19 protein-coding genes and 2 pseudogenes are annotated in these 25,732 nt (G+C 60.2%); 15 read left to right on the top strand and 6 right to left on the bottom strand.

Annotation, left to right across the window (positions count from 1 at the left end; all coding sequences use genetic code 11):
• Window position 1 precedes the first annotated feature (1 nt).
• Window positions 2-274, top strand: a complete 273-nt coding sequence (locus WN982_RS09070) for a succinate dehydrogenase assembly factor 2 (protein ID WP_341315364.1) — start codon at window positions 2-4, stop codon at window positions 272-274.
• A gap of 236 nt (window positions 275-510) precedes the next feature.
• Here WN982_RS09070 and WN982_RS09075 read toward each other — a convergent pair whose 3' ends face one another.
• A complete protein-coding gene (locus tag WN982_RS09075; protein WP_341315365.1) occupies window positions 511-2,223 on the bottom strand; it encodes an NAD-dependent malic enzyme in 1,713 nt (570 codons plus the stop codon).
• A 71-nt stretch (window positions 2,224-2,294) separates the two neighbouring features.
• Window positions 2,295-3,701, bottom strand: coding sequence for a class II fumarate hydratase (gene fumC, locus WN982_RS09080; RefSeq protein WP_341315366.1), 1,407 nt, complete (start codon window positions 3,699-3,701; stop codon window positions 2,295-2,297).
• A 452-nt stretch (window positions 3,702-4,153) separates the two neighbouring features.
• Here fumC and WN982_RS09085 point away from each other — a divergent pair, with 452 nt between their 5' ends.
• Window positions 4,154-5,365 carry a cyclopropane-fatty-acyl-phospholipid synthase family protein gene (locus tag WN982_RS09085; protein ID WP_341315367.1) on the top strand — a complete coding sequence of 404 codons (1,212 nt, stop codon included), beginning with the start codon at window positions 4,154-4,156 and terminating at the stop codon, window positions 5,363-5,365.
• A gap of 74 nt (window positions 5,366-5,439) precedes the next feature.
• Here the strand turns inward: WN982_RS09085 and WN982_RS09090 are convergent.
• Window positions 5,440-5,670: pseudogene (locus WN982_RS09090) on the bottom strand (cytochrome d ubiquinol oxidase subunit II); the annotation flags it as partial.
• Between the two features lie 976 nt (window positions 5,671-6,646).
• Here WN982_RS09090 and WN982_RS09095 point away from each other — a divergent pair.
• Window positions 6,647-7,768, top strand: coding sequence for a porin (locus WN982_RS09095; protein WP_341315368.1), 1,122 nt, complete (start codon window positions 6,647-6,649; stop codon window positions 7,766-7,768).
• Between the two features lie 819 nt (window positions 7,769-8,587).
• Here the strand turns inward: WN982_RS09095 and WN982_RS09100 are convergent.
• Together WN982_RS09100 and WN982_RS09105 are read right to left on the bottom strand one after the other, a co-directional pair.
• Window positions 8,588-8,938, bottom strand: coding sequence for a winged helix-turn-helix domain-containing protein (locus WN982_RS09100; protein ID WP_341315369.1), 351 nt, complete (start codon window positions 8,936-8,938; stop codon window positions 8,588-8,590).
• A gap of 357 nt (window positions 8,939-9,295) precedes the next feature.
• Complete coding sequence (locus WN982_RS09105; RefSeq protein ID WP_341315370.1) at window positions 9,296-12,658, bottom strand: PAS domain-containing protein; 3,363 nt, start codon at window positions 12,656-12,658, stop codon at window positions 9,296-9,298.
• 614 nt (window positions 12,659-13,272) lie between these two features.
• Here WN982_RS09105 and WN982_RS09110 point away from each other — a divergent pair.
• The 12 genes and pseudogenes from WN982_RS09110 (at window position 13,273) to WN982_RS09165 (ending at window position 24,900) form a co-directional block, all read left to right on the top strand.
• Window positions 13,273-13,911: a response regulator gene (locus WN982_RS09110; RefSeq protein ID WP_341315371.1), complete on the top strand. Its 639-nt coding sequence runs from the start codon at window positions 13,273-13,275 to the stop codon at window positions 13,909-13,911.
• A gap of 45 nt (window positions 13,912-13,956) precedes the next feature.
• Window positions 13,957-14,322: a response regulator gene (locus WN982_RS09115; RefSeq protein ID WP_341315372.1), complete on the top strand. Its 366-nt coding sequence runs from the start codon at window positions 13,957-13,959 to the stop codon at window positions 14,320-14,322.
• 379 nt (window positions 14,323-14,701) lie between these two features.
• On the top strand, window positions 14,702-14,920 hold the full coding sequence (locus WN982_RS09120; protein WP_341315373.1) for a YtcA family lipoprotein: 219 nt from the start codon (window positions 14,702-14,704) through the stop codon (window positions 14,918-14,920).
• Between the two features lie 19 nt (window positions 14,921-14,939).
• Window positions 14,940-15,998: a multidrug transporter subunit MdtN gene (gene mdtN / locus WN982_RS09125; RefSeq protein ID WP_341315374.1), complete on the top strand. Its 1,059-nt coding sequence runs from the start codon at window positions 14,940-14,942 to the stop codon at window positions 15,996-15,998.
• A 9-nt stretch (window positions 15,999-16,007) separates the two neighbouring features.
• Window positions 16,008-18,116, top strand: coding sequence for an FUSC family protein (locus WN982_RS09130; protein ID WP_341315375.1), 2,109 nt, complete (start codon window positions 16,008-16,010; stop codon window positions 18,114-18,116).
• A gap of 169 nt (window positions 18,117-18,285) precedes the next feature.
• Window positions 18,286-19,710 (top strand): MdtP family multidrug efflux transporter outer membrane subunit, encoded by a 1,425-nt coding sequence (locus tag WN982_RS09135; RefSeq protein ID WP_341315376.1) that lies wholly within the window; start codon window positions 18,286-18,288, stop codon window positions 19,708-19,710.
• Window positions 19,707-19,861, top strand: a pseudogene (locus WN982_RS09140) (alpha-hydroxy-acid oxidizing protein); the annotation flags it as partial. The gene WN982_RS09135 and the pseudogene WN982_RS09140, both read left to right, overlap by 4 nt.
• Window positions 19,862-19,977: 116 nt before the next feature.
• Complete coding sequence (locus WN982_RS09145; RefSeq protein WP_341315751.1) at window positions 19,978-20,877, top strand: LysR family transcriptional regulator; 900 nt, start codon at window positions 19,978-19,980, stop codon at window positions 20,875-20,877.
• A 131-nt stretch (window positions 20,878-21,008) separates the two neighbouring features.
• Window positions 21,009-21,695, top strand: coding sequence for a histidine phosphatase family protein (locus WN982_RS09150; RefSeq protein WP_341315377.1), 687 nt, complete (start codon window positions 21,009-21,011; stop codon window positions 21,693-21,695).
• A 25-nt stretch (window positions 21,696-21,720) separates the two neighbouring features.
• Window positions 21,721-22,737 carry a phosphotransferase gene (locus WN982_RS09155; RefSeq protein ID WP_341315752.1) on the top strand — a complete coding sequence of 339 codons (1,017 nt, stop codon included), beginning with the start codon at window positions 21,721-21,723 and terminating at the stop codon, window positions 22,735-22,737.
• Window positions 22,738-22,780: 43 nt separating this feature from the next.
• Complete coding sequence (locus WN982_RS09160; RefSeq protein WP_341315378.1) at window positions 22,781-23,545, top strand: SDR family oxidoreductase; 765 nt, start codon at window positions 22,781-22,783, stop codon at window positions 23,543-23,545.
• Window positions 23,546-23,613: 68 nt separating this feature from the next.
• Window positions 23,614-24,900, top strand: a complete 1,287-nt coding sequence (locus WN982_RS09165) for an acyl-CoA dehydrogenase family protein (protein WP_341315379.1) — start codon at window positions 23,614-23,616, stop codon at window positions 24,898-24,900.
• A 138-nt stretch (window positions 24,901-25,038) separates the two neighbouring features.
• Here WN982_RS09165 and WN982_RS09170 read toward each other — a convergent pair whose 3' ends face one another.
• The gene (locus WN982_RS09170) at window positions 25,039-25,716 is read right to left on the bottom strand and encodes a helix-turn-helix domain-containing protein (RefSeq protein ID WP_341315380.1); all 678 of its coding nucleotides are present in this window, start codon (window positions 25,714-25,716) and stop codon (window positions 25,039-25,041) included.
• Between the last annotated feature and the right edge of the window lie 16 nt (window positions 25,717-25,732).

Genomic DNA, 25,732 nt, shown 5'->3' on the forward strand with positions numbered 1-25,732 from the left:
CATGTACGAGATCTCACATCAGTCCGATCCACTGCGCCGCGCGCGCCTTCGCTGGCGCGCCCGGCGCGGTCTGCTCGAAAACGACCTCATTTTTGAGCGCTTTTTCAACCGTTACGAGGACAGCCTCAGCGATGACGACGTAGCTGCACTGACGCGCCTCTTCGAGCTGGGCGATAACGACCTGCTTGACTTGCTTCTCGGCCGCAAAGAACCGGAAGGCGACTTGGCCCGGCGGGAAGTTATTCGCCTGGTGGACGCGTTACGTGGTGTTTGAACGGCTTATGCGGCTTTCCAACGCGTAATCGTGGCTCTTCCCAGGTGCAGGACAAGTGGCGGACGTTCGATCGCAATATGTATTGATCGAACGCGAACTTCTCGAGCACCATTCTCCGCAGCGCACGTCCGTTAGTCCGTTAATACGGAGCGTTCTGATCTCCCTCGCGCAGCCGGACCGGTCCGTGAGACGCATTGGACCCGCGCGACGTCCGATGTGCCGCGCAGGCCCGGTTTTCAACCGCGCTTCCGATAAGGCCGATAGCGTGGCTCCCAGACGCGCGCCGCGACGCGGGCGTCGAGGGTGGCCTCATCGCAAGGCTCCGCGACGCCTTCGGCCTGCGCCTGACGGGCGACGGCCTTCGCGACGGCCACCGCGACCCTGCGCAAGTCGGTAACAGGCGGGAGGAGCAGCCCTTCCTTGTCCCTGACCGTGGGCGACATGGCGGCCACGGTCTTTCCGGCGACCATGAACATCGCATCGGTGATCCGGCGCGCGCCGGCGGCGAGGACACCCAGCCCAACGCCTGGAAAGACGTAGGAATTGTTGGTCTGATTGACCTTCCGTGTGCTCCCGTTCCAATGAAGCGGCGGGAAGGGACTTCCCGTGCCGATGAGCGCGCGCCCCTCGCTCCAGGCCATGAGCTGCTCCGGTGTCGCTTCGCTGCGTGAGGTCGGATTGGACAGCGGGAAGACGACCGGCCGCTCGGCGTGACGCGCCATGGTGCGAACGACAGACTCAGTGAATGCACCGGCCTGCCCCGAAACCCCGATCAGCACCGTCGGATGGGCATTGGATACCACATCGAGCAGGCCGATTGCGTTCGGCGTCTCTCGCTTCCAGCCGACGACCGCCTCCGGTTTCTGAAGGAATGGTTTCTGCGCCGGCATGATGTCCGGCATGCCCTCCACAAGCAGCCCGTTGCGGTCGACGAGGAAAAAGCGCTGGCGCGCCTCGACCTCGTCGGCACCGGCATCGATCATCGCCTGGAGCAGCAGGGAGGCGATGCCGCATCCTGCCGATCCGGCGCCGAGCACGGCGATGCGCTGTGCCGTCAGCGGAACGCCGGTGACATTGATGGCGGCAAGTAGCGAGCTGGTCGCGATGGCGGCGGTGCCCTGGATATCATCGTTGAAGGTGCACAGCCGATCGCGATAGCGCTCGAGGAGGCGGGCAGCGTTCGAACCGGCGAAATCCTCCCAATGAAGCAACACGTCGGGCCAGCGCTCCGACACGGCCGCGACGAACTCTTCGATGAAGGCATCGTACTCGTCGCCGCGTATGCGCTCGTGCTGCCAGCCCACATAGAGCGGGTCGTTAAGGCGTTCCTGGTTGTTCGTCCCGACATCGAGCAGGACCGGCAGCGTCTCGTCCGGATGGATGCCGGCACAGGCCGTATAGAGCGACAGTTTGCCGATCGAGATGCCCATGCCGCCGGCGCCCTGATCACCGAGCCCCAGGATTCGTTCCCCATCGCTGACAACGATGATGCGCACCCGATCGAAGCGGGCGTCGGACAGTATCTCGCGAATGCGGTGCATGTTCGGGTAGCTGATGAAGACGCCGCGTGGCTTGTGCCAGATTTCGCTGAAGCGCTGGCAGCCTTCGCCAACGGTCGGCGTATAGACCAGTGGCAGCGTCTCTTCGAGATTGCTGGCGATAAGCGCGTAGAACAGCGTTTCGTCGCTGTCCTGCAGCTCGCGCAGGAATGCGTAGCGCTCGAAGTCGGTCTCGAAGGCGCGCAGCACCTTCAGCCGGCGCTCGACCTGCTCTTCGAGCGTGCCGACATGCGGCGGCAGCAATCCGTGCAGACGAAACGTACAGCGTTCCTCATCGGTGAAAGCCGTGCCCTTGTTGAGCATTGGCGTGTTGATCAGGTCGAATCCTGTCAGGTCGGTTTCGACCGGTGCAACGAGATCAGTTGATTTAATCATCGGATATTCCTTCATAGCCGCGTTCAGGCCATCCGATGGCGACCGCGGCCGGCCGTCGCCATCGAATCTGCGAAAGATTCAAAGGATCAACCCACGGTTGCCACGTAGGGCTTGACCATCTTCGCCGGGTCGACTACGCGGTCGAATTCCGCCTCACTGACAAAGCCGAGAGAGAGGGCCGCCTCCTTCAGCGTCAAATCCTGCTCCATCGCGTGATGGGCGATCTTCGACGCCTTGTCGTAGCCGATGAGCGGCGCGAGCGCCGTTACCAGCATCAGCGAGCGCTCGACGTATTCGGCGATCTTCTTGCGGTTCGGCTGCGTGCCTTCTATGAGGAACTTGCGGAAGTTGGTGCAGCCGTCGGTCAGCAGGGTCACCGACTGGGTGATATTCGCGATCATCAGCGGCTTATAGACATTCATCTCCAGATAGCCGCCGGCGCCGCCGAAGCCAACGGCCACGTCGTTCGCCATGACCTGGACCGCCAGCATCGTCAACGCCTCGGCCTGGGTCGGGTTCACCTTGCCGGGCATGATCGATGAGCCTGGCTCGTTCTCCGGGATCAGCAGTTCGGCGAAGCCGGCGCGCGGGCCGCAGGCCAGCAGCCGGACGTCGTTGCCGATCTTGTAGAGTGAGGCGGCTAGCGTCCGGAGCGTGCCCGAGAGCTGGATGAGCGCGTCGTGCGCACCCTGCACCGTAAACTTGTTGGGCGCGCTCACGAACGGCAGGCCGGTCAGCTTCGCGATCTCGACCGTGGCGGCCTCTGCAAACCCTGGGGCGGCATTGATGCCGGTGCCGACTGCCGTGCCGCCGAGCGCCAGGCGATAGACGCTCTTCAGCGCGTCGTCGAAATGCTCCAGACCCTCTGCGAGCATGCCGGCATAGCCCGACCATTCCTGGCCCAAGGTCAGGGGTGTCGCATCCTGCATGTGGGTGCGGCCGATCTTGACGATGTCCTGCCATTCGGCCGCCTTGGCCGCGATCGCGTCATGAAGCGCCATGACGGCCGGGATTAGCCGCTGCTTCACGCCGACCGCCGCTGCGATGTACATCGCCGATGGAAAACTGTCATTCGACGACTGCGACATGTTGACGTGATCGTTCGGATGGACCGGTGCCTTGCTGCCGACGGCGGTGCCGGCGAGCTGGCAGCAGCGGTTCGAGATCACCTCATTCATGTTCATGTTGAACTGTGTGCCGCTGCCGGTCATCCAGACGTGGAGCGGGAACATGTCGTGATGCTGGCCGGCCAGGATCTCGTCGCACACCTGAACGATGAGTCCGTGGATCCCGGCGTCGAGCCGCCCGCCCGCGTGGTTCGCGTGGGCTGCGGCTTTCTTCAGCGTGGCGTACGCCGCGATCATCTCGCGCGGCATGAGGTCCCGACCGATGCTGAAATGCGCGAGGGACCGCTGGGTCTGGGCCCCCCAGAGCTTGTCTGCGGGGACACGCACTTCGCCGAGGCTGTCGGTTTCGATGCGAACTTCGGTCATGTCGACCCTCCTGAATTTGGCGCGGCCGGTAGCCGGCAGCGCGCCGGACCTTGCCGCCGAACACACGGTAGCTGATCGCCTGCGTAAGCGAGCATCGCCGGGAATATGAACAGGCTTTCGCCCCGGAACATGAAGGCGCCTCTATTAGAGGTCGCCGCGCGTTGAAAGACAGATCAAGCGCCCACACAAACAACATATAACGTTGCGCTCAGCCGAGGCATTGCATATTCATGTAACCCGGGCACGTCCAGGTGCCTGTCCTCGTTGCTCAACAAGCGTTGAGCGCCAATAACCTCGCTGGATTGAGTCCAGATTCATGTAATAGACGTCATTGGTCTTGCTAACTATCATCAAAGCAATCTGGGGCACGTCATCATTGAAACGGGCCGACCGGCTCTGGTGTGACCAGGTCCGGTGAGGCAAACGGAATCCGCCTTTTGCGAGGTACACGAATGTTTTGGGACAAGAAGCTGGCGCAGTGGGTGGAAGACGTCAAAACCAGGGCGAACCTGCCGGCGCGCCTTGTGCTGTGGGACGGCCAGCAACATGACTTCGGGCAGTTTGCCGCGCCTCAGGTCACGCTGCACGTGAAGAGCGCTACGGCGCTGCCTTACCTGCTAGAACCGAGCCTCGACAATCTGGGCGAGGCGTACGTGAAGGGCAAGATCGACATCGAAGGCAAGCTGTCGGACATCATCAACATCAGCTATCAGCTCGCACGCAACACGGTCACCAGCGCAAGCAAGCTGGCGCGCGTGCGGCGCTACTTCAATCACTCGAAGTCGTCGGACAAGAAGGCGATCCAGTATCACTACGACGTCTCGAACGAGTTCTACAAGCTGTGGCTCGACGAGAACATGGTGTACTCGTGCGCGTACTTCGAGAATGGCGACGAAGATCTCGCCACCACGCAGATCAAGAAAATCGACCACATCCTCACCAAGATCCAGTTGCAGCCCGGACAGCGCCTGCTCGATATCGGCTGCGGCTGGGGTGCGCTCGTGCTGCGCGCGGCAACGAAGTTCGGTGCGAAGTGCGTCGGCGTGACGCTGTCGCAGAACCAGTTCGACCTCGCCACTGCGCGCGTGAAAGCCGCGGGCCTCGAAGACAGGATCGAGATCCGTCTGCAGGATTATCGCGACGTCGGAGGGCAATTCGACCGCATCACCAGCGTCGGGATGTTCGAGCACGTCGGCCGCAAAAACCTGCCGGGCTACTTCGAGAAGATCCGCGATCTGCTGGTGGACGACGGCATCGCGATGAATCACGGCATCACGTCGAGCGATGCGGAGAGCGGCGAAACCGCGCTCGGCGGTGGCGAATTCATCGACCGCTACGTGTTCCCGGACGGCGAGTTGCCGCATATCAGCCTTGCGCTCGAAGCGATGCAGCGCGGCGGCCTCGAAGCGGTTGACGTCGAAAGCCTGCGCCGTCACTATGCGCACACGCTGAACATCTGGGCGGAAAACTTCGAAACGCATGCGGAAGAAGCCCGCAAGCTGGTCGACGACGAAAAATTCCGCATCTGGCGCGTGTATCTCGCCGGCTGCGCATACGCGTTCGAAAACGACGACGTCTCGATCTACCAGGTGGTGTGCCGCAAAGCCGGACGCAGTGCGAAGACGCTGCCGTGGTCGCGGCAGTACATGTACGCCGGCAGGTAGCAGAGACCGCCGTTCTCTACTCAGAGCCGACATGACGGCCCTATGAGTGATGTGATGTGCAATGGCGGCGCGGATCAATCGCCCGCACTTGCTTCGCCCACCACCTTGCCGCGAAAGATGTAGTACTGGTACAGGTTGTAGCCGATCATCACGGGAAAGATCAGCCCGATACCGGCGAGCATGAACGCGAGCGTCCGCGAGTCGGAAGCGGCTTCGACGATGCCCAGCTTGCCGGGCACGAAGTCCGGGAACAGGCTCACCGCGAGACCGACGAACGACACGATGAAGAGGGCCAGCGGCGCGAGGCGCGACCGTTCCGCCGCAATGAAAGCCGATATAGCGACGATCTCGACTCGGAACCAGATCGGATTTCCGGTCAGGAGCCCCGCGATGAAGATCGGTGCAAGCTGCAACGCGCCGCGCGATAGCATACTGACGTTGATCAAACCGTTGAACATAAGAGCCTTTCGACGGACAAGCGGCAGCCGGCGCACGCCGTTTCATAGTTATCAGCGATTAATGCGTGAGTCGGCATCGACCCCCGAGCGTCGCCTGACGAACAGTGAGGACCAAAATGTGGAGCGCAGATTCGCCCTGTGCATTCTGTACGACGGTATACGGCGGACCCATAGGCCACTCCCCGCGCCGATGCCGCATACGCGGTAGTAGCGGTACACGCGGCAAGGAAAGCGGAGTTTGTGCTTCTTAAGCCATGCCAACTCTTTAGGATGAGTTGGTGAATCGATTACCGTGAATTGCCCAGTGGACTTTCATCCGGCCCGTGGTCACATCGAGGTCCGCAGTGTAATCACCAGGCCGTAGCGACTGATTTGAACGTTTCGTTGTGCCGTGTTCCTGATAATAGTTCGCCGGTCAAAGGATGGCTATTACATGAATCTGGAATCAGTCCGACGAGGCTATTGGCGCTCGACGCTTGTTGAGCAACGGGGCCACGCACCTGGACGTGCCCTGGGTTACATAAACATGCAGTGTCTCGGCCGGGCACAACGTTATATCTTGTTTCCGTGGACGCTTGCCTTGCCGAAGCAACGTCGACTGATCTCATCCACTAACCGGACGTGCTCGAACGGCTCGCCCCCGACTACTATCGCGCAGGTTTTTGCGGACTGATTCCAGGTGCGCAGTGGCACGACTAGCCGATAACACCGGAGGGGCCGCACCACGCCTTTTCTCAAGCAACGAATGACGATCGTTAAGGTGTCGGCATGTACCGCAAGCGTCGGCGCAAACCGCATAGGAGCGAAGTATGACGGGGCAGACATGAAAAGGGAAACCTCGACGGGCATCGCGATCGTGAGTTGCACGCTAGCACTGGCGGTGCCCGCAAGTGCACTCGCTCAGAGCGGCGTGACGTTGCAGGGCGTCATCGATGGAGGCGTGACTTACGTGAACAATCAGCATGGCGGCGCCGCGACCTTGTTCGATAGCGGGATCCTGTCGCCGGACGTGCTGAGCTTCAAGGGCAGCGAGGAACTGGGCGGCGGCACCAAGGCCGTGTTCGAACTCACGTCGCAATTCGATCTGGGCAGCGGTGCAACCATGCCCGGCGCAGGGCAGATCTTCAACCGCACGGCGTTTGTCGGATTGGCAAACGACCGGCTCGGTTCGCTTACCTTCGGCAACCAGTACGACTTCATGTTCGAAACGCTGACGCTCGGCCAGTATGACGGTGCGTTCCTGTTCGGTGGTCTCTACGATTTCCGCCAGGGCCCGTTCGCCACGCTGGGTGTGCCGGCCAACCCGACCGGCTCGTTCGATTTCGACCGGATGGCGGGCGCCACGCGCGTGCCGAATGCGGTCAAGTACCGCAGCCCGGAAATCGCGGGCCTCACCTTTGGGGCGCTATACGGATTCGGCGGCGTGCCGGGATCGTTTTCGTCGGACTCGACGATGAGCTTCGGCGTGAACTACGTGAATGGGCCGATCGGATTGGGCGCGGCCTACGTGGAAGTGAAATATCCGCAGTTGGGCAGCGGCCACGACGGCATCCGGAATTTTGGCTTTGGTGCGCACTACAGGTTTGCGAGCGTTCTCGCGATGATCTTGTATACGAACACAAAAAACACCGCGAGCGGCGCGAAGATCGACGTGTATAAGACCGGCGTCTTCTGGAGCATTTCCGGGCCGTGGGCGTTGGGTCTCGACTACGAATATATGAAAGGCAATGACGTGTTGAAGAACAACAAGGCACAGCAGATCACCACTGCGCTGCAATACAGCTTTTCGAAGCGGACGACAGCGTATGTCGAAGCCATCTATCAGCGCGCAAGCGGCGACGCCGCCATCACCCAGGCATGGATCAACGGTTTGAACCAGCCGGACGGCGCGGCGAGCAACCGCTCGCAAACCCTTGCGCGCTTCGGCTTGCAAATGAAATTTTGATCTTGCGGTTGTCTGCACTTGATAAGCAGGAGGGGGTGTCGTAAGCGCTTCTGGAATCATGTGCGCGAGGCCCGGCAAACCATTTAGGAGTTTTTCAGGTCGGGCTCAAGGACTTTTAAGAGCGCAACGCGGTACGCTCGACCCCTCAGAAATCAGGTAGAGGTCCGCGGATCCGATTTCGCGCCAGTCGGCATGGACGTACGAAATGGGGAAACGTTTTCCTGGATCCGCTTGGAATGATTCCCCAACAGGAGGTGGGCGCCAAATAATGCATCCGGGGCGACTTTTGCCGGTCACCTGCTACCGGCTCCTTTCAGTTCGCTATCGGCAGGACTAGCCTGCAACGGCTAGTAGCTTCATTACGATATGCGAAACTTGGGTCGCAACGCGCTCAGTCCGCCTGCTCGGCGGAACGGGCTTACGCGCACAATATGGCAATGGACCCACTCCATTGGCTCGGACGCCGCAAACGGCAGCGAACCCGTCAGCATCTGGCCGCGCGCTAGGGGCGCGCAATGCGGATTATGTGGGCGTCGAGGCGAAGTTCGGATGGTGACCGGGTACCCGCTACTTGCCTGGATGAACGTCAACAGCGATGCGTCCCGTGACGACCGTCGAGCACTATGCGCTCCTCGCGGGCAATGCGCCGGAACGGGTTTCAAGAGTCTACGACTTCCCGACTGGAGGCGATCCAACAGGAGCCAGCGTAGAACTGGTACCGGCTCTACGCGCACCTGGGCACCGCTGGCGACAGCGTTTCGAAAAATTCCTGTCAGAGACGTGTCGCGCCCGACCCGTTGCGCGCTTGAAGAGAACCGACTATCGTGCAGCCTGCCTCGCGTCAGTCCGCGCGACGAAAGTCGAGGCGGCGTGTGTCGGCTGGACCGGCCGTAACAGACGATAGCCGCGCCCAGGCGCACATATGAGCAACTTTCGATGCTCGTCCATCACTTTGCGAATCCTGCAAATGTGCACATAAAGGTTGTTGTCTTCGACTATAGTGGTCGGCCACACGCGGTCCATAAGCTCGTCCTTTGTCACCAGCGCGCCGTTTGCTTCGATAAGGATGAGCAACACTTCCATCGCTCTGTAAGAGAGTTCGACAGGGGCGCCGTCGACGAGTACCTCTCGTCGGTCCGGGAGTACAGTCAGGTTTCCAATGCGAATCATGGCGTTAAATATTCATTTGGTTGAGACCGCTGTATTTGGACAGCAATTTGCGCAGGCCAGCGACTCCGATAGCAGCGTTAAAGTCATCGAGCCGTGGTCGCTTCAGTGTCCTACCTGGTTTCGATGGTAGCTGACAGGATGTCTGACCGCTATTACATGAAACTGGAGTCAATTCCGAATTCGTCGACGAAACCAATGGCGGAAGCGCGAGCGAGGGAAGGCAATGGAGAAGGAGGGGGAATTGCGGTGCCGGTAAGCGGCTTGCCGATTGAGTACCAGCCGTTGCAGGCTAGTCCTGCCGATAGCGAACTGAAAGGAGCCGGTGGCGGGCGACCGGAAAAAGTCGCCCCGGCCGCATTATTTGGCGCTCACTTCCTGTTGGAAAATCTGGACAGGCAAGACTGGCAGGACGACGCTGAAGGTTGCTCCGTAGCCCTCGTTATTGGCTGCAGTAAGACGACCCTCATGAGCTTCGATAATGGAGCGGGACACCGCAAGCCCGATGCCCATTCCCTTGCTCTTGGTCGTGACGAATGCGTCGAATATGCTGTCGCCACCAACGATTCCCGAGCCGTTATCAATGACATCGAGTATTACGGACCGGTCGTCAAGGGGCCTTGCGGTAATGAGAATCTTAGGTGTGCGTCCCGAGTTTTCCGTGGACTCAATCCCGTTCGAGATCAGGTTAAGAAGGACCTGCTGAATTTGTATCTGGTCGACGAACACTGCAGGGAGGCTATCAGGCAAGTCGAACTCGATGTCGGTGATACGCCTTGTTTCGTCTTCCCGTAGCAGTCGTACGGCTTCGAGGACCATGTCTTTCACATTCCGTTTCTGCTTCTGGAATGTTTGCTGCTTGAACAGCGCGCGGATGCTTTGCATCGTCTCGTCAGCGGAACGGGCATCTTGAATGACGTTTCCCACGGAAGCCCTGGCTTCGCTCAAATTTGGCGGAGACGCTGCGAGCCACCGTTTGCAAGCCTGCGCATTGGCGATAACGGACGTGAGAGGCTGATTGAGTTCATGTGCGATGGACGCAGAGAGTTCTGCGACCGTGGCAATCCGGGTTGCCCGCGCGAGTTCAGCCTGAGTCTGTCTGAGCCGGTCCTCCGCGCGCTTCCGTTCGTCAATATCAAGACTGAGTCCATACCATTGAACAATGTTGCCGTCGGAGTCCCTCATTGCTTCAGCGGTGTGCTGGTACCATCGATAAACACCGTCATTTCGGCGAATCCGGGCAACGTGGCAGTGCGGTTCGCCAGTCTCAATCGAGTGTGTCCACGCTTGAACCAGGCTGTCCAGGTCGTCAGGATGAAAGGTCTTCTGATAGCGGACGCCCGCGAGCTGCGAAACATCCAGGCCAAGAAATTCAGAGGTTTTCCGATTGATGTAAGTGAGCCGCCCTTGTGGGTCATTGCACCAGAGCATGGCCGGGATGGTGTCGATAAGCGCGTGTAGCTGGTGCTCCCGCTGTTCGAGCGCTGCTTCCGTTTGTTTGAGATCGCTGATGTCCGTACATACGCCGTACCAGTGTAGAACCTGCCCGCTTTCGTCGCGAAACGGTTCGCCGCGAACGAGGTACCAGTGCAGTTTCCCATCGGCGCCAGTAACCTGATACGTGTCCTGGTACGACGCACCTTCATCGACAGCTTGCTTCCGGCGCGAGCTGACACGAAGACGGTCAGCTTCCGGGATGAGGTTAAGTAACATTTCTTTGTCAATTTCTTCCCCGCTCTTTCCCATGAACGTTAGCATTTGCCGATTCCATCTGTCGATTTCTCCTTGCGGTGTGGCCCTCCAGATCATCGCGGGCAATGCGTCTACGAGCCTTCGCAAATTAAGCTCTTCCGTGCGAACGGCCTCCTGGGCTAACTGCCGCTCATGGATATCCGTCGAAAGACCATACCAGTTCACAACATCACCGTTGGCATCCCGCATGGAGGCGCCTTTGCATTGAAACCATCGATACGTGTTGTCGGCCGCGCGGAGCCGATGGACCCGGTCGTAAGGTTTCCCGCTATTGAGGGAATCTCGCCAGGCTTCAGTGGTTGACGCAGAGTCATCTGGGTGTACCAGGTGAAGCCAGCCGTTCGCTATCAAATCATCGAGCGGTAGTCCAGTGTAGTCTTCAGTGCGCTTGTTCACATATTCCAGGCGGCCATGGGAGTCCGTACGCCAGAGCAGGCTAGGGACATTCTCTGTCAGCCAGTTCAGTTGCGCTTCCCGTTCACGGATGAACTCTTTGGACCTGTAAAGATCATCAATGTCGATGGTCGTGGAGTACCACTTGTAGACGCTTCCGTCTTCATTCAAATAAGGAACGGAGCGCGAGTGACGCCATCGATAATTACCGTCGTGATCTGCCCATCGGTAGGTGGTATCGTGCGCACTCTTTTCCTGAGCGGAGCGAAGATTACCTTCTTTTACCCTGTCGCGATCATCGGGATGAATGAAACTCAGAAAGCCGAGATTCTGTATACCTTCAAGCGTAGTTCCTGTTTCCTCAAGAATCTGCTGACTGACGAAGTCGAAATCGTGCTCTGTCCGGGTGGCGAAGCGGCCCGGTAATCGGTCGAGGAGCTCTCTCGCTTCTCTCTCACTTGCCGCTAATGCCTGCTGAGCCTTGATGGTCTCTTCAATCTCTATTCCGATGAGGTACCAGTTGATGACGCCTCCCTTTGAGCAGTCTGATGGCTCGGCTAGAAGACGCTGCCAGCGGTATACGCCGTCACGCTGCAGCATCCTCACGGCAATATCGACCGGTTCACGCGCGTTAATGCACGCTTTCCAGTGCTGCCGTGCGGCCTGCACGTCGTCGGGGTGGATGTAAGCCATCCATCGGTCGCCCACTATTTCCTCCATTGGTCTTCCCAGCGCGGCAACACCAACTCTATTCACGTAGAGAAGCTCGCCGGTGGGTCCACCAACACATACGCATGCCGGCACACTATCCACAATGCGCCGATAGGCTTCCTCTTCGGTCCGAAGAAGAGATTCGGCAGTCTTCCGGTCATGTATGTCCCAGCTCACACCGACCCATCGTAGTAGCCGTCCACTGTCGTTTCTTATGGCTTTGACACGGCAGAGGAACCACCGGTACTCGCCATCGGACCGCCTGAGTCGAAACTCGAGTTCTTCCGGGTCGATTCCGCCCCGGAGCGCGTCCCAATATCGGTCGTTTGCCTGCAGGTCGTCAGGGTGGATTGCGGCTCGGAAAGAGTCGCACTTATGTGCTTCCTTTATGCCTGTGTATTCGAACAGGCTGGGACTGAGGTATTCGGTGGAGCCATCGGGCAGCGCAGTCCACACATGGCCGGGAAAAAGACTGCCGATGCTTTGAAGTGTCTGGTTTCGTTGGCGGACTTGCTCGTCAAACGGCTCGTCCTTCAATCTGGCAGTTGAGCCTGGCTGCCGGGGGCGCCGGGAGACCAGCTCGGCACAAAGCCATGCCGCCGCTATTGCGACGGCGGAATGGGCGATGGAGCCGGAGGCAAGAGGAGGGTGATTGGAAGCCAACGCCACTCCGGCGATCCCAAGCGAGGCGAACCCCGCGGCCAGACGCCCGAAGCTGCGGCCAAAAAAGTGCGTGAACAGGACAACCAGAACGAGGCTGAGGCAGCCCGTCATCGGTTCGAGTAACCCTGCCACCCCTGACGCACCGGCTATGGCGACGCTGAGGACGACAACCCGAGATGGGCGTGGTAGCAACACGGTAAGCATGTCAACCTCGGAATTCGTCGGCGCATTGGATAGTGATACCCTACATTTTCCCGCAGAGGGCGGGTTTTTCAGCGCAACGGCCCCTTGCCCGCAAATTGAGCGGGGCGTGTTGCCGGTTATTTTGTGTAGTACTTGCGAAGTCTGGTCGCGCACACCGTCGTGGCACGAATTGAATACGAGGGCAATGGCAATATGTCATACCATTGCCTGTGGCTGCTTGCATCTGGGCGATCAAAGCCTTTCCGAAGACGCAGTTTTGAAGAACATAGTCGAACTGCAAGGGTCCAACTGCCGCCAGACTGACTGCCTGTTTGCCGTCCGCGTCGAGCGTAGCATGGTCGGGCCGACAGCAGTGACGCCTGTCCGAGTGGGCCGCATCAGGGGATTTCAGGTCAAGTCGATGAGGCGAAACGATAAGCCTACAACCTCATATCTGGTCGTGCCATTACATAATCATGTAGTGCTCAACACGACTGCCCGTGCTTCCGGGCGACGATTCCGACGGCTATAATTTTTCGTCGGCACGACCGCGTGAGAGGGACATTCAGCGAGATTATCGTGGACCGCCTGTGCCGACGTCAGCAGAGGCTTTCACTTGGCAACAGAGGGAGTCCATGGAATCAGTAAGCGAACTGGTGTATTTGGTCGACGACGACAGACGGGTGCGAGAAGCACTCTCTGCGCTGCTGCGCGCAAACGGAAGAGACGTCCACGCATTCGACTCGGGCAGAGAGTTTCTGGACACACCGCGTCAGAATGTCGTTGCATGCCTGATCTTGGATTTGAGAATGCCAGGCATGAATGGCCTGGAAGTCCAGAAGCTTGTCAGCAGGGACTCACAGATTCCCGTCATTTTCATTACCGGAAGGGGCGATGTGCCGTCCACGGTCATGGCCATGAAGGGCGGGGCTGTCGACTTCCTCACAAAGCCCCTCGATGAAGATGCGTTGATGCGCGCGGTCGATGCGGCACTCGCCAGGGCTCACGTTCTTCGCAAGGAGGCGGAAGATACAGCGGCGCTCCAGGCGCTCTACCAGTCGCTGACGCCTCGTGAGCAGGAGCTTTTGCCGTTACTCGCAAGCGGCCTGCTCAACAAGCAGGCGGCGGCACTACTTGGCATCACCGAATACACAGTGCAGGTACATCGCGGCCACATCATGAGAAAAATGCAAGCGGATTCGTTTGCCACGCTGGTCAGGCAGGCGAGCAAACTGCAGCTCGAAACATCGTCGACGACCACGTTCGACGCCTGACGCCAACGCTAATACTTTGTTGGACTCGATGACCCGGAGAAAAAAATGCCCACGCCTCGGGTTCGAACCGTTGCCGTGATTGACGATGACCGGCGCGTTCTGGCGTCTCTGGCGAACCTGCTGGCCTCTGGCGGGTACGGAACACGGGCCTACGAATCTGCACTGGATTTTTTCTCCGACGGCTACTCGGGTCTGGTATGCGTGATTACCGACCTGGGAATGCGGCCCATTGACGGCATTCAAGTGCTCGATAGAACGGTTCATTCGGACGCAGCCACGCCGGTCATCATTATCACAGGCAAACCGGGCGAGCATACGGAGGACTACTATCTGCAGAAAGGCGCACTAGGTTTCTTCAGAAAGCCGGTCGACGGAGATGCGTTGCTGGACCTGCTGGATAGTATCGCTTGAACGGTTGGTATCAGATTCTGGATTGAATCGGGCTAGTGGTATGCCTTGATGTCGCTATTGCTCGAATGATCGATGATAGCGGCTAGCGGCAAGGTGACTCCCGCGGGCGTGCAGAACCGGGCCGAAAGCCCGGGAATTTGTCGAGGCATGCACTGTGCGGCGACGAGCTCAGCGCCCGATTTTGCATCGTTGTTTCTTGCGGCGACACTGCATATTTATGTAATGCGGAATGCCTCTTTCGGCGTTATTGTGACGGATTGGTACGTCTACGGTGATATCGATTCCAACCTCAGGGACGACTTTGAAACGACATATTCCGCTCGCCAGAGGCAGATGTTCAAAGCGTGCAATCGGGATTGCCGCAATTACCACGGTTCTCGTGTCAGGCTGCGCAAGTTCGCCATCCATTGGCGTGCTCGGCGCGTACTTTCCGGACTGGCTGTTCTGTATCGTCGCGGGAGTTGTGCTCACGGTCGTCATCTATCTGATTGTCAAGCGATTGCAGGTCGACCATCTGATGGGACCTCCGGCCGTGGTGTATCCCACGCTTGTCACTTTCCTCGCACTCGCTGCCTGGTTAATACTGTTCCAACACTGAAGCTCCTCAGGTGGGTGCAATGGCGACGACTGCCAGCAAAACATCGAAGAGAAAATGGCCGGCCATCATCCTGGTCGTGGTGACGCTGTTGCTGCTGCTTTTCGTCATCCGGCTGCTCGACCGTGCGCCGCGCACCGACGACGCCTACGTCTATGCGGATACGATCGACGTCGTGCCCGAGGTCAACGGGCGCATCGTCGAACTGGCCGTGCACGACAATCAGGCGGTGAAGCAAGGCGATCTACTGTTCCGCCTCGATCCGCGTCCGTATCAGGATGCGCTGACGCGGGGCAACGCGTCCCTCGTCGCGCTCGACCGCCAGATCGAACTGACCCAGCGCACGGTCAATGCGCAGCAGTACAACGCGCAGTCGGTGCGCGCGGCCGTCGAGCGCGCGCGAGCTGCAGCCAGCCAGGCGTCCGATACGCTGCACCGCATGGAGCCACTTTTGTCACATGGCTATGTGTCGGCGGAAGACGTCGACCGTGCGCGCACCGCACAACGCGCCACGCAGGCCGAACTCAGCGCCGCGCAACTGCAGGCGCAGCAGGCGGCAGCGGCTGTGAGCGGCGTCGATGCGCTGGTTGCGCAACGTGCCGTCGTCATGGCGGAGATCGCGATTGCCGAACTGAACCTCGAATATGCGACCGTGCGAGCACCGTTCGATGGACGCATCGTGTCGTTGAAAACGTCGACGGGCCAGTTCGCGTCGGTACTCAAGCCTGTCTTCACCTTGATCGACACGCGCCACTGGTACGTTGTCGCGAACTTTCGCGAGACGGAACTTAAGGGCGTCAGGACGGGGACGCCCGCCGCGGTCTACCTGATGAGCGATACGGGCCAGCGCTTTCGGGGCAGCGTCGATTCGATCAGCTATGGCGTCGCGCCCGATGAAGCCGGTCTTGCATTGCCCGGCGGGTTGCCGCGCATTCAACGTACGCTTAACTGGGTCCATGTATCGCAACGCTTCCCGGTGAAGATCCGGGTCGACAATCCGAACCCGGAGCTGTTTCGCGTCGGTACGTCAGCGGTGGCCGTGCTGGAGCCGGGGCGCGGCAACGACGGCGAGCGTCATTGAGGAGCGCCCATGGCCGCCGCCGACTATCTGCCCGTCATGCTGCGCGATGCAGGCGCTTTCCTGAAGCGCGAGCTTGCGCCTTTCCCCGGTCGCGTCAACGTGATGTTGCGTGCCATGCTGACGAGCGCCATCGTGATCGTCGCGTCGATGGCGCTCGAAGTGCCGGAGCTCGCGCTGTCGCTGCTGGTGGTGTTCTATGTCACGCAGTCGAACGTCGTGGTCACGCGGCTGGTCGGCGTGATGTTTATCGTCGGATCGACGCTTGCAATCGGTCTATCGATCCTGCTGCTGAAGTTCACGTTCGACTATCCGTTGCTACGCATCGTGATCGCGAGTCTGCTGTTCTTCGGCAGCGTGTATCTGCTCCGCGTTCTCAAGATCGGCGTCGTGTTCTTTATCGTCGCGATCGTCGTGATCTATGTGCAGAGCTTCGTGGACCGGACCGATCAGGCCGACCTGCTGATCCGCGCGGTGTTGTGGGTATGGGTCGCCGTCAACTATCCGATCGCGCTGACGCTCGTGGTCAACACGCTGCTGTTGCCCGCCGAACCGCAGTTGCAACTCAAGGCGGAAATCCATCGGCAACTCGCGGCGCTGGAAGCGCGGCTGACGCAACTGATCGATGGTAGCGCGAATGCCGCGCCGATCACGCCGGCGGCCGTCCAGCAAGGTGCGCTCACGCTGCAGAAGCTGCTGCGTTTCACGACGATGCGCGACGCCCACTATCGCGAGCATCAGGCGTTGCAGCTTGCATGCATCGCGACCGTGTCGCGCCTTTATCGCGGTGCGCGTGAACTGCCGCCTGACTGGCGGGGAGCGACAGCAGCGCAACTGGCGGTGTTGCGCGAGCTGCGCGCGAACGTCCGCGTGCTCGACGAATCGGTGATGTCGGGCGAGCCCTATCGCTACGTCGGCACCGCGACGCCTGAAGACCACGCCGTCGCCGATACGATGCCCGCGGCCGCCGAATTGCAGCGCGCGCTGCACGCCTACGCCGATCTGGTCGCAAGCGGTGCCGAACCCGGCAAGCCGGCCGCGAGCGAGCCGATGGTCGCACCGGACGCGTGGACCAATCCTGCGTACATGCGCTTTTCGCTCAAGACGCTGCTTGCCGTTCTGGTCTGCTACGTGTTCTACAACGCGGTGGACTGGCAGGGCGTCCACACGATCATGCTGACCTGCCTGATCGTCGCGCTGCCGAGCCTCGGCGCATCGACGCAGCGTGCGTTGCTGCGGCTGGCCGGGGCTGCCGTCGGCAGCGCACTGGCGCTGTTCATGGTCGTGTTCATCGTTCCGCATCTCGACGACATCGTCGGCTTGCTGCTGATGGCGTTGCCGGTCGTCGCGTTCGGGGCGTGGATATCGGCGGGTTCGGAGCGGATCGGCTATGCCGGCCTCCAGCTGATGTTCACCTTCTCGCTCGCGTTGCTCGACCAGTTCAGCCCAACCACGAATCTGACTGAAATCCGCGACCGGATGGTCGGCATTCTGCTGGGCGTCGGCGTGGCGACCTTCGTGCAGATGTCGTTCTGGCGCGAAAGCGAGGGCGACGTGCTGCGGCAGAAACTCGCCACGATGCTGCGCGCCATTGCCGCACAGTTGCGTGCTCCACAGGCGGGCGTCGACCAACGGGACGAGTTGCCCTTTGCGCAGCGGCAGTTGCAGGCGTGGGCCGTGCTGGCCGAGTGCGAAGCGACGCTGTCGCGCGTCGCGCTCGAGCCCGACTGGCAGGAAGTGGAGCAGGCGCAGCTGACACTGCGCGCGCAAACCGTCCTCGCGCAAGGGCGCGAGATCATGCTCGCTGGCGATGCACTGCGCAACACGCTGGCGGCGCAAGCGGGATCGTCGAGCTCACAAACGGTCGATGCAGTGCGCTCGACGCAGGAACAGGCGTCCGCCGACCTCAACCGGTACGCGGATGAACTTGCGTCCAGCTCGCCCGATGCCCGCGCGCCGCGACGCATCGGGATCGCTGCGCAAGCTGTCGAGCCGACCCAACCGACCGACGGGCCGCTCATCGCCGCAGCGGACGAACTGTCGCGGCAGGTCGCGGGGTTGCCGGACTGGCGCGTCGAGGCACCCGTCGCGGCGCCCTCATCACAGGCCATACGAACATGAACGACCCCCACGCTCACTATCGTTCGCTGACCCCTCCCCCAAGGGGACTTCCTTCGGGGCGCGAGGGGGCGAATGCCTCCCTTGGGGCGGCCCGGCGGGAGGCATCATGAATGCGCGATCGGGTGTACGCGATTGGCGATGGCGTCGATGCTTTTTATGCGTTGCGTGGATGTCTTCCGTGCTGCCGGGTTGCGCGCTGATCCATCATAACGGCACGCCCTATGCCGAGATCGCGCCCGAGCAGATCAATCTCGCGAACGACATCCATCTCGCGCGCGACGGCTGGCCCGCCGCGCGCTGGTGGACACGCTATCGCGATGCGCAGCTCGAGGCGCTGATCGATCAGGCGCTAGCCGATGCGCCGACGATGGTGATTGCGCGAACGCGCGTCGCGCAGGCGAAGTCTGATGTGGAGCTTGTCAGAGCGGGGTCGAATCTTCAGGTGGTCGCGTTGGCGTCGCTGGATCGCGAGCATATTTCCGCGAACGGCTTTCTCGGCCCGTTCGCGAAGAACGAACCGGCTGCAGGGCTGACGGGGCCGTGGTACACCGAGGGCATCGTCGGGCTGGGTGCAAGCCTGGACGTCGACATCTGGGGCAAGCAGCGCGCGCAGATTGCCGCGTCGCTCGGCGTGAGCAATGCGCGGCTCGCCGAGACGTCCGCTGTCGAACTCGAAGTCTCGACGGATGTCACGCAGCTTTACTACGGCATTCAAACGACTTATCAGCTCATCGATCTGCTGAACGAATCGCATGAGATCGCGGTGTTCGCGGTGCAAGCACACGAAGCGCGAGCGGCGCGCGGGCTGGAAGCCCGCACCCAGCTCGAAGAAGCACGGGCGCAGCAGCTGGCCATCGAACGGCAGATCGTGTCGGCGCAAGGGCAGATAAAACAGTTTCGCGAATCGATGCGGGCGCTGGTCGGTGCTGGCCCCAACAGCTTGCCGGCGATCGAGCCCGTGGCACTGCCGCGCTCGCAGGCGGCCTTGCCGACGACGCTCTCGTACGAACTGCTTGCCCGGCGGCCCGACTTGCAGGCGATGCGATGGTATGTGGAGGCGTCGTTTGACCGGATCGACGCAGCGAAGGCGGCGTTTTATCCGAGCTTCGACATCAAGGCGTTTTTCGGCCTCGACGCATTGCATCTCGCGGACCTCTTCACGCATGCAAGCCAGCAGATCAACCTGATTCCGGGCCTGACCTTGCCGATTTTCGACGGTGGCAGGCTCAACGCGAACCTCAACGGCGCACGCGAGGGCAGCAACCTGTCGATCGAGCAGTACAACCAGGCTGTCCTCAACGCGGTACGCGATGTCGCGCAGACGGGCAGCCGTCTGCAGGCTCTCGATGCGCAGACCGAGTTGCAGAAGCAACGGATCGAATCGGTTGCGTTCGCGAGGGACAGCGTCGAAGCCTATTATCAACGCGGACTGACGAGCCGGCTCGCGGCGCTCGAAGCGCGCCAGCCGGTGATCGCCGAACAGGTTGCGCTGCTCACGCTCAACGGCCAGATGCTCAGCCAGGAGATTGCATTGACGAAGGCGCTCGGCGGCGGCTATCGCGCCGATCCGCCCGTCGAACTGAAGCCGCGTTGAACGGCGCGCGTTCAACGATACAGACGTTGCCGGCTATCTGGATGCGGTGGGAAAGCGTATCGATGTGTGGCTCGACGGCGGTATCACGACGGGCCAGGATGTACTGAAGGCCGTGGCACTGGGCGCGCGCGGCACGACGATCGGTCGGGCCGGCGATTCTCTCGGCTCATCATCCGTCGCGGCTTTAGCAATCTTTGCGGCGCTGACGCGTACGCGTGAACATGAGGAGTAGAAAATGCAGTTCAAGTGGCGTCGGGGAATTTGAAAATGCGTCTGTCAAAGGTCGATCTGAATCTCTTCGTTGTCTTCGAAGCCGTCTACAGAACACGAAACCTGACGCGCGCAGCGGAGATGCTGTTCATCACTCAGCCTGCTGTCAGCAATGCATTGGCGCGGATGCGCAAAGCATTCGACGATCAGCTTTTTGTCAGTACGTCGGCCGGCATGATGCCGACTCCCGTTTCGGAAAACATCATCGGCCAGGTTCGTGAGGCGCTGCAGCTGCTTGACTCGAGCACTCACGTCGGAGGACGCTTCGACCCCGCCTCGTCTGAGCGTACGTTTCGGCTGAGCATGACCGACCTCACGGAGGCGCTCCTTCTGCCCGCACTGGAGGAGGTGCTGCAGCGACTGGCGCCCGGCATCCGCATCGAAAGCTATTTCACGACGCGTAAAGAGGTTCCGGAAGCGTTAGCCAGCGGTGTGGTCAATCTTGCCATCGACGCGCCGCTGATTGACGACCCAGACCTCGAGCAGGAGCCACTCGGTGGCGACCGGTATGCATGCATGCTGCGTCACGACCATCCGTTTACCAGGAAGAAGCTGACGATCGATGACTACCTCGGGTTCGGTCATATCCACGTATCCAGCCGCCCCCAGGGATCTGGTCTCGTCGATGCGGAACTGAACAAGCTGGGCCTCAGGCGATCGATTCGGACGCGGGTTCAACACTATCTGGTCGCCCCATTGATCGCGATGCGAACCGATCTTGTCCTCACAGCCCCGCTCGTGCTCCTTCAGCGGTATGACGCGCGAGTCCTGGCGCTGCCGTTCGATCTTCCGGATCTCGAGTCTCATTGCTACTGGCATCGAAGCGTGACCGAGGACCCGGCTCATCGTTGGCTGCGCGAGCAGATCGGCCGTCTCATGCGGGAGATGAACCAGTAGCCGGGGCTTACGGGACATACGGGGCACACGCACCGGGTGTCACGAAAACTTATAGCCGGCTATCACAACAATCAATTTCCTGAATGATGCGGCGCTGGGTATTCTGCTAGCCATGTTGAAACGAGGATGGCATGGCAGAACTCTATCTTGTACGGCATGGTCAGGCGTCCTTCGGCGCCGAAAACTATGACGAGCTATCTCCTTCCGGCCGGACCCAATCACGTTGGCTCGGCGAGCACTTCGCGCAGGCGAAATTGCGCTTCGATCGCGTTGTCATCGGCACGATGCAGCGGCATCAGCAAACTGCCGATGCCATTCTCGCCGCGATGGGTGGGCCGCAAGTCGAGATCGCGCAAGACGCGGGTCTGAACGAATACGATTTCCAGGCATTGTTCGCAGCCCTCGGCGAGGAGGGCTTGCCGCTGGGTTTGTCTGCAGGTCCGTCGGCCACAAGTTCAAAGAAGGACTTTTACAAAGGGCTCCGGCAAGTGCTGCAGCTTTGGGCCGATGACCGCTTGCCTGGCCGTGTTCCAGAGACATGGCATCAATTCCAGACGCGTGTCCAGCGTGCGCGCATCGACATCCAGCGAGCTGGCGGCAGGCGCGTTCTGGTGGTGAGTTCGGGTGGTCCGCTCGCGGTAACCGCCCAACAGGTTCTGCAGGCGCCTGCTGCGACCGCGATTGCGCTCAACATGCAGATTCGAAACAGCAGTGTTTGCCAATATGTCTTTAACGACGGTGCGATGTCGCTAGTCAGCTTCAATTCAGTACCTCATCTCGAACGTGCCGACAGACATGAATTTGTCACCTACGGCTGACCTCAATCCGGATTCCTGCTACATCATGCATGCCAGCGTTCAATTCGACATCGAAGATCTCACACGTTATCTCACGGCGCACGTGCCCGGGTTTCAAGGGCCGTTGTCCGTCGAGAAATTCCCCGGCGGACAATCCAATCCGACGTTTCTTTTGAGGGCGCAAAGCGGTCGCTACGTGCTGAGGCGTCAACCTCCCGGCACACTGCTCAAGGCCGCCCATGCCGTTGATCGTGAGTTTCGCGTGCTGTCGGCGCTCGGCCGAACACCGGTCCCTGTTGCCCGTGCCTATCACCTTTGCGAGGACCGTGACGTCATCGGTAGCCTGTTTTACGTCATGAGCTACGAGGACGGGCGAATCTTCTGGAATCCGGCGCTGCCCGAAGTACCCGTCGAGGAGCGTGGCTCCATCTACGACGCACTGCTTGGCACGATGGCGGCTCTCCACGACGTGGATATCGACGAAGCCGGATTGTCGGACTACGGCCGCCCGGGCAACTATTTCGCGCGTCAAATCGACATCTGGACCAAGCAATATCGCGCCGCGCAGACCGAGATATTGGAGGCAATGGAGTCGCTGATCGAGTGGCTGCCTGCCCACTGTCCGGCGGAATCCGGAAAGCCTTCGCTCGTGCACGGAGATTTCCGTATCGACAACCTCATTTTCATGCACGGTGCGCCGCAAGTTCGCGCTGTTCTCGACTGGGAGCTATCCACGCTCGGCAATCCTCTGGCTGACATTGCGTACTTCTGCATGTGTTTGCGGCTCCCGCCAGGCAGCCATATCGCCGGACTCGCGGGCTTGAATCGAGGGGCGTTGGGGGTGCCGGACGAGGCGTCGATTGTCGAGCGGTATTGCGAGTTCCGGGGCATTTCGTCGATTGAAAACTGGAACTTCTACCTGGCGTTCAGCTTCTTCCGGCTCGCCGCTATCGCACAGGGCGTGAAGAAGCGGGCCTTGAGCGGTAACGCGTCGAATGAAAAGGCGCGACAGGTGGGGGAGATGGCCGGTGCGCTTGCGAAGATGGGCATTGAGCTGATCTGAAGACAGGCGGGAAATTCGGAACGTAGACATAGGGAGACTGATTGTGATTACTAATTTGTTTGATCTGAAGGGAAAGATTGCTCTGGTGACGGGTGCCAGCCGGGGTATCGGCGAGGAAATCGCCAAACTACTCGCCGAGCAGGGTGCCCACGTGATTGTGTCGAGCCGCAAGCTGGAAGATTGCGAATCTGTCGCACGCGAGATCAAGGCGGCGGGCGGGAGCGCTGAAGCGCAACCGTGCCATGTCGGGCGTGTTGAGGACATTCTTACGATCTTCCAGCATATTCGTGCACGGCATGGCCGTCTGGACATCCTCGTCAACAACGCGGCGACGAATCCCTATTTCGGCCACATTCTTGATACCGACCTGACGTCATTCGAAAAGACAGTGGAAGTCAACTTGCGCGGTTATTTCTTCATGTCAGTGGAGGCGGGCAAGTTGATGCGGGAGCACGGCGGCGGTGCGATCGTCAACACGGCTTCGGTCAATGCATTGCAGCCTGGCGACAGGCAGGGAATCTACTCGATCACCAAAGCCGCTGTGGTCAACATGACGCGGGCATTCGCGAAGGAGTGCGGGCCGTTGGGGATTCGAGTGAATGCGCTGCTCCCGGGATTGACAAAAACCCGCTTTGCGGGGGCACTGTTCGAAGATCAGGCTACCTACGAAAACTGGATATCGCGCATCCCGCTGCGGCGCCACGCGGAACCTCGTGAGATGGCGGGTACCGTGCTTTATCTGGTGTCCGACGCTGCGAGCTATACCAATGGAGAGTGTGTAGTCGTCGACGGTGGACTGACGATCTAGTCAAGTGGTCGAAGCGCGCTGTTGGCCGACGCGTCGACGACATTAATCACGATTCTGGAAGAGTAAAAATGGACTTTGCATATAGCCCGAAAGTCGAAGCGCTGCGCACCCAGGTGCGTACGTTCATGGACGCTCACATCGTTCCGCGCATCCGGCGATGGCACGAGGAAGTGAGTGCGGGTCAATATCCGGTTTCCTTTATGGAGACCTTGAAGGAGCAGGCGCGTGAAGAGGGTCTCTGGAATCTGTTCCTTCCGCATCTGCGCGACGACGAGCCCGGTACCCGTCTGACCAATCTCGAATACGCGCCCCTGGCTGAAATCATGGGGCGTGTATCTTGGGCATCGGAGGTATTCAACTGCAATGCGCCGGACACGGGCAATATGGAGCTGCTCCATATGTTTGCCACGCCCGCTCAGCGCAAAGAGTGGCTCAAGCCCCTTCTCGACGGCAAGATCCGCTCGGCGTTTGCGATGACGGAGCCGGCTGTGGCCTCCTCGGACGCGACCAATATCACGACGTCGATTCGACTTGACGGGGATGACTATGTCATCGACGGCCGGAAGTGGTTCATCACGAATGCAGCACACCCGAATTGCACGCTCTTCATCGTGATGGGCAAAACGGATCCGGACGCACCGAGCCACCGTCAGCAGAGCATGATTCTCGTGCCCCGCGATACACCCGGCGTCAAGGTGATCCGCAATATCACGGTGGTCAATCACCTGGCACCGGAAGGACACTGCGAGATCGAGTTCAAAGAGGTGCGCGTACCCCGGTCGAATCTCCTCGGTGAAGAGGGCAGCGGCTTTGCGCTCGCGCAGGCGCGCCTTGGGCCGGGACGGATTCACCACTGCATGCGGTCGATTGGCGCCGCCGAACTGGCGCTCGAGTTGATGGTGGAACGGGCCCAGGCACGCACGACATTCGGAAAGATGCTGCATGAGCACGGGTCCGTCGCCGAATGGATCGCGAAGTCCAGAATCGAAATCGATCAAGCGAGGCTGTTTGTTCTCAAAACCGCGTGGATGATCGACAACGTGGGTGCGAAGGAGGCGCGCAAGGAGATCTCGATGATCAAGGCGCTCGTACCAAGTGTTCATACCGCCGTTTGCGAGCGGGCAATGCAGGTGTTTGGCGCGATGGGGCTGAGCCCCGACACGCCATTGGCCGATAGCTGGACGTGGGGCCGTGCGTTGCGGTTCGCAGATGGCCCGGACGAGGTTCACTTGCAGAGCATTGCACGGATGGAACTCAAGGCGCAGCCCTATGAACCGGGGAAGGATAATCCCTACCTGATGACGTCGGCGCAATGCATAGCGCCAGTTTCAACGCTTTGCATGGGACCCGAGTAAGCGCTAAAGCGCTAACTCGGGTCGACAGCTTTGCATGGGACCCGAGTAAGCATTAAAGCGCTAACTCGGGTCGACAGACTGACCTTGCGGGGGCGCCTTGGGTTTCCGGCGCCCCGGCGAGACGACTAGCGCTCGCCGTCAGATCCTCCCCAACAAGGACCGCGTTTCTTCCGACGGCTCTGCGGTGAGTACGCTTTCAAACGTGTCCATCAAGCTGGACACGGCGTATTGCGGGGACCAGAGCCCGCCAGACTCGCCATTGTCCCGACTCGCTTCCCACGCTGCCAGTGCGGCATTGCCGTAGATGCCGACGAGCGACAGTCTGTGATCGACTATTGCCGGCGGAATAGGGGAAAGCAGGTTCCGGAGCTGGGCGTTGCAACGCTGATAACCCAGATTCCACTTGTTTTCCAGCGCCTCCCGCAAGAACGCGCGGTTGTTCAACTGCAAGTTGGCGATCATGCGGATGTACGTCGCCTGACCCGTACGATCCGCCAGATCAAGCATCGGAAAGAGCAGCGCGCCCAATACCGCTCGCACGTTTATCCCGCCCTCTGCCTCCAGTCTGTCGAGCCGCGCCTGACGGTCTTCGTCTATAAGGCGCGCGCCGTCGACGACCAGCTCACGTGCCAGTTCAAGTTTGTTCCCGAAGTAGTAGCGCAGCGAGGCGCTGTTGCGCTGCCCTGCAGCGGAGATGATGTCCTGTACGGACACTCCGTCCAATCCGCGCAGCGCGAACAGGCGTTGGGCTTCTTCTTTTAAGCGAATTCGTGTCTCCGCCCCATCCGAGCGAAGGGTTTTCCCTGACGTCGTCATTACTTTACCGTGTCGA

Source organism: Paraburkholderia sp. IMGN_8 (assembly GCF_038050405.1).
In the GTDB taxonomy this organism is placed as follows: domain Bacteria; phylum Pseudomonadota; class Gammaproteobacteria; order Burkholderiales; family Burkholderiaceae; genus Paraburkholderia.

Coding starts and splice junctions, on each gene's coding strand:
- WN982_RS09155 (WP_341315752.1), top strand. CDS start 21,721: ATGCATGCCAGCGTTCAATTCGACATCGAAGATCTCACACGTTATCTC.
- WN982_RS09135 (WP_341315376.1), top strand. CDS start 18,286: ATGTCTTCCGTGCTGCCGGGTTGCGCGCTGATCCATCATAACGGCACG.
- WN982_RS09100 (WP_341315369.1), bottom strand. CDS start 8,938: ATGATTCGCATTGGAAACCTGACTGTACTCCCGGACCGACGAGAGGTA.
- WN982_RS09105 (WP_341315370.1), bottom strand. CDS start 12,658: ATGCTTACCGTGTTGCTACCACGCCCATCTCGGGTTGTCGTCCTCAGC.
- fumC (WP_341315366.1), bottom strand. CDS start 3,701: ATGACCGAAGTTCGCATCGAAACCGACAGCCTCGGCGAAGTGCGTGTC.
- mdtN (WP_341315374.1), top strand. CDS start 14,940: ATGGCGACGACTGCCAGCAAAACATCGAAGAGAAAATGGCCGGCCATC.
- WN982_RS09165 (WP_341315379.1), top strand. CDS start 23,614: ATGGACTTTGCATATAGCCCGAAAGTCGAAGCGCTGCGCACCCAGGTG.
- WN982_RS09075 (WP_341315365.1), bottom strand. CDS start 2,223: ATGAAGGAATATCCGATGATTAAATCAACTGATCTCGTTGCACCGGTC.
- WN982_RS09130 (WP_341315375.1), top strand. CDS start 16,008: ATGGCCGCCGCCGACTATCTGCCCGTCATGCTGCGCGATGCAGGCGCT.
- WN982_RS09145 (WP_341315751.1), top strand. CDS start 19,978: ATGCGTCTGTCAAAGGTCGATCTGAATCTCTTCGTTGTCTTCGAAGCC.
- WN982_RS09085 (WP_341315367.1), top strand. CDS start 4,154: ATGTTTTGGGACAAGAAGCTGGCGCAGTGGGTGGAAGACGTCAAAACC.
- WN982_RS09095 (WP_341315368.1), top strand. CDS start 6,647: ATGAAAAGGGAAACCTCGACGGGCATCGCGATCGTGAGTTGCACGCTA.
- WN982_RS09150 (WP_341315377.1), top strand. CDS start 21,009: ATGGCAGAACTCTATCTTGTACGGCATGGTCAGGCGTCCTTCGGCGCC.
- WN982_RS09070 (WP_341315364.1), top strand. CDS start 2: ATGTACGAGATCTCACATCAGTCCGATCCACTGCGCCGCGCGCGCCTT.
- WN982_RS09110 (WP_341315371.1), top strand. CDS start 13,273: ATGGAATCAGTAAGCGAACTGGTGTATTTGGTCGACGACGACAGACGG.
- WN982_RS09170 (WP_341315380.1), bottom strand. CDS start 25,716: ATGACGACGTCAGGGAAAACCCTTCGCTCGGATGGGGCGGAGACACGA.
- WN982_RS09115 (WP_341315372.1), top strand. CDS start 13,957: ATGCCCACGCCTCGGGTTCGAACCGTTGCCGTGATTGACGATGACCGG.